Source organism: Pseudomonadota bacterium (assembly GCA_010028905.1).
Taxonomy (GTDB): domain Bacteria; phylum Vulcanimicrobiota; class Xenobia; order RGZZ01; family RGZZ01; genus RGZZ01.
This window is the reverse complement of sequence record RGZZ01000330.1, coordinates 1-5,706: the sequence shown is the minus strand read 5'-3', so window position 1 is coordinate 5,706 and position 5,706 is coordinate 1. Positions and strand designations below refer to the sequence as shown.

2 protein-coding genes are annotated in these 5,706 nt (G+C 67.0%); one reads left to right on the top strand and one right to left on the bottom strand.

Features of this window, described 5'->3' with window-relative positions:
* Positions 1 to 83: 83 nt before the first annotated feature.
* Positions 84 to 3,749 (top strand): methionine synthase, encoded by a 3,666-nt coding sequence (locus EB084_18260; GenBank protein NDD30204.1) that lies wholly within the window; start codon positions 84 to 86, stop codon positions 3,747 to 3,749.
* Between the two features lie 152 nt (positions 3,750 to 3,901).
* Here the strand turns inward: EB084_18260 and typA are convergent.
* Positions 3,902 to 5,706, bottom strand: a 1,805-nt coding sequence (gene typA, locus EB084_18255; protein NDD30203.1) for a translational GTPase TypA, incomplete at its 5' end; no start/stop codon positions are given.

Here is a 5,706-nt window from a genome sequence, read left to right as displayed (position 1 = left end):
AGAAGCCCGAGACCACGCCATTGCTCACAACCTCTCCCACCACACCCCAGACCCGCCGCGACGAGGCCCTCGCCCGCGCCGCCCTGCTGACCGAGCGGCTTCAGCAGAAGATTCTCATTCTCGACGGTGCCATGGGCACCATGATCCAGCGCTACAAGCTGCAGGAAGCCGACTACCGCGGCCTGGGGCCGAGCGGCCAGAACGGCGACCGCTTCAAGGACCACGCCAGCGACTTGAAGGGCAACAACGACCTGCTCACCCTCACTCGGCCCGACGTGATCAAGGCCATCCACCGCGCCTACCTCGACGCTGGCGCCGACATCATCGAGACCAACACGTTCAACAGCACCACCATCTCACAGGCCGACTACGGCCTCGAGCCCATCGTGCGCGATCTCAACGTGGCCGCCGCGCGCCTGGGCCGGGAGGCCGTCGCCGAGGCCGGCGGCCACGGGTTCGTCGCCGGCATCCTCGGACCCACCAGCCGCACCGCCTCCATCTCGCCAGACGTGAACGACCCCGGCAAGCGCAACGTCACGTTCGACGAGCTTGCCGAGGCCTATCTAGAGGCGGCCCGGGGCCTGTACGAAGGCGGCGCCGACATCTTGATGGTCGAGACCATCTTCGACACCCTCAACGCCAAGGCGGCGCTCTTCGCCATCGAGCGCCTGTTCGACGAGATCGGCGTGCGACTGCCCATCATGATCTCGGGCACCATCACCGACCAGAGCGGGCGTACCCTGAGCGGGCAGACCACCGCCGCCTTCTGGCACTCGGTGCGCCACAGCAAGCCCCTCGCCGTGGGGCTGAACTGCGCCCTCGGCGCGGCCGAGCTGCGCCCCTACGTGAAAGAGCTGTCGCGCATCGCCGACACCTACGTGAGCGCCCACCCAAACGCGGGGCTGCCCAACGAGTTCGGCGAGTACGACGAGACGCCGGAGCAGATGGCCGAGGTGGTGGCCGAGTTCGCCCGCAGCGGCTTCCTTAACATCGCGGGCGGTTGCTGCGGCACCTCGCCCGCCAACATCAAGGCCATCGCCGAGGCCTTGGCCGACATCGCGCCGCGCCCCCTGCCCGACCTGCCCAAGGCCTGCCGCCTGAGCGGGCTCGAGCCCCTCACCATCGATGCCGACGCCCTCTTCGTGAACGTGGGCGAGCGCACCAACGTCACGGGCAGCAAGCAGTTCGCGCGGCTCATCCTCAACGGCGAGCTCGACAAGGCCCTCGACGTGGCGCGCCAGCAGGTCGAGAACGGCGCCCAGGTCATCGACGTGAACATGGACGAGGCCATGCTCGACTCGCAGGCCGCCATGCGTGACTTCCTCAACCTCATCGCCTCCGAGCCCGACATCAGCCGAGTACCCGTCATGATCGACTCGTCGAAGTGGAGCGTCATCGAGGCGGGCCTGAAGTGCCTGCAGGGCAAGGGCGTGGTGAACTCGATCTCGCTCAAGGAGGGCGAGGGGCCGTTTCTCGAGCAGGCCCGCCTGGTGCGCCGCTACGGCGCCGCGGTCATCGTCATGGCCTTCGACGAGCAGGGCCAGGCCGACACCGTGGCGCGCAAGGTCGACATCTGCACCCGCGCCTACCACCTGCTCACCGAGCAGGTTGGCTTTCCGCCCGAAGACATCATCTTCGACCCCAACATCTTCGCCATCGCCACCGGCATCGAAGAGCACGACGGCTACGGCGTGGCCTTCATCGAGGCCACACGACAGATCCGCGAGACCCTGCCCCACGCCCTGGTGAGCGGCGGCGTGTCGAACGTGTCGTTCAGCTTCCGCGGAAACAACCCGGTGCGCGAGGCCATCCACTCGGTGTTCCTCTATCACGCCATTCGCGCCGGCATGCGCATGGGCATCGTGAACGCGGGGCAGCTCGAGGTGTACGACGAGATCGCTCCCGACCTGCGCGAGCGGGTCGAAGACGTGGTGCTCAACCGGCGAGCAGACGCCACCGAGCGCCTGCTCGCCGCCGCCGATCGCTTCAAGGGCGACACCGTCACGAAGAAGGCCGACCTCGAGTGGCGCGCGTGGCCCGTGCGCGAGCGGCTCACCCACGCGCTGGTGAAAGGCATCGACGATTTCATCGAGGGCGACACCGAAGAGGCGCGTCAGTCGGTGGCGCGTCCCATCGAGGTCATCGAGGGGCCGCTCATGGACGGCATGAACGTGGTGGGCGACCTGTTCGGCGCGGGCAAGATGTTCCTCCCCCAGGTGGTGAAGAGCGCCCGCGTCATGAAGAAGGCGGTCGCCTACCTCATCCCGTTCATCGAGGCAGCGAACGAAGGCACCGAGCGCACCTCGCAGGGCCGCATCGTCCTCGCCACGGTGAAGGGCGACGTGCATGACATCGGCAAGAACATCGTAGGCGTGGTGCTGCAGTGCAACAACTTCGAGGTGGTCGACCTCGGGGTCATGGTGCCGGCACAGAAGATACTCGCCGCCGCCGTCGAGCACAAAGCCGACATGATCGGGTTGTCCGGCCTCATCACGCCGTCGCTCGAAGAGATGAGCGGCATCGCCGCCGAGATGGAGCGCCTGCAGATGAAGCTGCCGCTGCTCATCGGCGGCGCCACCACCTCGAAGATGCACACCGCGGTGAAGATCGCGCCCCAGTACACGGGCTCGGTGGTGCATGTGAAAGACGCATCGCGCGCCGTGGGTGTGGCCCAGTCTCTGCTGTCAGAAGACCTGGCGAAACGCTTCATTGAATCGGTGAAGACCGAGTATGACGAGATGCGCGTCGCCCACCGCGGACGACAAGCGCGCACCGACTGGCTCAGCATCGCCGACGCCCGTCGCAACGGCCTTTCTCTCACGTACGCGCCACGGCGTCCGGCATGGCTCGACACCCACGTCATCGATGATTGTCCGCTCGACGAGCTGGTGCCCTACATCGACTGGACCCCCTTCTTCCAGACCTGGGAGCTGGCCGGTGCCTACCCCGCCATCTTGAGCGACGCCACCGTGGGGCCCGAGGCCACGCGCCTGTTCAACGACGCGCTGGCCATGCTGAGACGCATCATCGACGAGAAGTGGCTGCGCGCGGCTGCCGTGGTGGGCTTCTTCGCCGCCAACCGCGCGGACGACGACGATGTCGACATCTTCACCGACGACACCCGCGATAAGGTGCGCGCCACCCTGCGCTTCCTTCGACAGCAGACGCTGAAGCCACCGGGCCGCCCCAACCGCTGCCTGGCCGACTTCATCGCGCCTCGGGGCACCGACGACTACATCGGCGCCTTTGCCGTCACCGCGGGACTCGGCCTCGACGCCCGCGTGGCTGAATTCGAGCAGCAGCACGATGACTACAATGCCATTCTGCTCAAGGCCCTGGCCGATCGCCTGGCCGAGGCCCTGGCCGAGCGCATGCACGAGCGGGCGCGACGCGAGTGGTGGGGCTACGCCAGCGACGAGAGCCTCGACGCAAAAGCGCTCATCGACGAGAAGTATCAGGGCATTCGCCCGGCGCCGGGGTATCCCGCGTGCCCAGACCACACCGAGAAGGGTCGGCTCTTCGAGCTGCTGAACGTTCGAGCCGCCATCGGGCTCGAGCTCACCGAGTCGTTCGCCATGACGCCAGCGGCGGCCGTGGCAGGCTGGTACTTCAGCCACCCCGAGGCGCGGTACTTCGGCGTGGGCAAGGTCAACCGCGACCAGGTCGACGACTACGCGCGTCGCAAGAGGCTCGACCTCAAGGCCGCCGAGCGGTGGCTGGCGCCCAACCTGGGGTACGACGCGGGCTAGGTCGAGCCGAGAGGCGAGACGCCTCGGAAAGCCGAGAGGCGAGCCGGTCGAAAGCTGAGGCGAGCCGAGAGGCGAGCCAAGAGAACGGCTTCCCCCGCTCACAGGCAGAGGCTCTGGGGGGGCCGGTCCCCCCGACCCGCAGGGGCGTTCCTCTACGCGTTCGCCTTCTCGCGGGCCTCGCGGGCCTTCTGGGCGCGGTTGCGCGCCGCCGGATCGAGCAGCGCCTTGCGCATGCGGATGTTCTTCGGCGTCACCTCGACCAGCTCGTCGTCGCCGATCCACTCGATGGCCTCCTCGAGGCTGTGGATCTGCGGCGTGTCGAGGCGCATCGTGTCCTCGGCACCCGACGAGCGCATGTTGGTCACGTGCTTCTTCTTCGCGATGTTGACCTCGAGGTCGTTGTCGCGCGCGTGCTCGCCCACGATCATGCCCTTGTAGACCTGCGTGGTGGGTTCGATGAAGAAGCGGCCGCGGTCTTGCAGATGGAACATGGCATAGGTGGTGGCCAGACCGTCTTCAGACGCAATGAGGGCGCCGCGAGTGCGGTCGGCGATCTCCCCCGCCCACGGCGCATGACCTGCCGAGAGATGGTTCATGGTGGCGTATCCGCGCGTCACGGTGAGCAGTTGCGAGCGGAAGCCGATGAGTCCGCGGGCCGGAACGAGGAACTCGAGGCGCACCGCCCCGGGAGCGGGGTGCGACATCTTCTGCATCTGCGCGTAGCGGGGCCCGAGCGCCTCCATGACGGCGCCGAAGTACTCTTCCGGCGTGTCGACGTAGAGCATCTCAACCGGCTCGTGCAGCGCGCCGTCGATCTCCTTGGTGATCACGCGCGGACGGCTCACCGCCAGCTCATACCCCTCACGACGCATGGTCTCGATGAGAATCGAGAGGTGAAGCTCGCCGCGTCCGCACACGTTGAACGCGCCCACGGCCGACTCGCTCTCCGGAACCTCGTCGACCCGCAGCGCGATGTTGCGCTCGACCTCGCGGAACAGGCGCTCGCGAAGGTGTCGTGAGGTCACCCACTTGCCGTCGCGACCCGCAAGCGGGCTGTCGTTCACCTGAAAGACCATGGCAAGAGCGGGCTCATCGACCTGTACTGCGGGCAGCGCCTCGATCACCTCGGGATCGGTGATGGTCTCGCCGATCATGACGCCCTCGATGCCCGCCAGGGCAACGATGTCGCCCGCGCCAGCCTCAGTCACTTCCTTGCGCTGCAGCCCCTCGAAGTTGTACAGCTTCACGATCTTGCCACGGCGGGCAGGCTCGTCTTCACCGGTGACCATGACCTGCATGCCCACCGCCGCCTTGCCGCGGTGCACGCGCCCGATGGCCACGCGACCGATGTACTCGTCGTAGTCGACCGAGTTCACCAGAATCTGCAATGGACCATCTTCGTAGTGGGCGCCGGGGATGTACTCGACGATGGCGTCGAACAGGGGGCGCATGTCGGTGGCCGGCACCTTCAGATCGCGCGTGGCGATCTGCTGGCGGGCCGAAGCGAAAACAACGGGGAAGTCGAGCTGCGCGTCATCGGCGCCCAGTTCGTAGAAGAGCTCGAACACCTCGTCGATGACCTGCTGCGGACGGGCGTCGGCGCGGTCGATCTTGTTGATGACCACGAGCGGCTGCAGCCCTGCCTCGAGAGACTTGCGCAGCACGAACCGCGTCTGGGCCATGGGGCCTTCGAACGCGTCGACCACGAGCAGGCAGCCGTCGACCATGCCGAGGATGCGCTCGACCTCGCCGCTGAAGTCGACGTGACCCGGCGTGTCGACGATGTTGATGCGCACGTCTCCGTAGGTGATGGAGGTGTTCTTCGAGAGGATCGTGATGCCGCGCTCGCGCTCGAGCTCGTTCGAGTCCATGACGCGGTCGGCCACCTGCTGACGCGCGTGGAAGATGCCGCTCTGCTTGAGCATTCCGTCGACCAGCGAGGTCTTGCCGTGGTCGA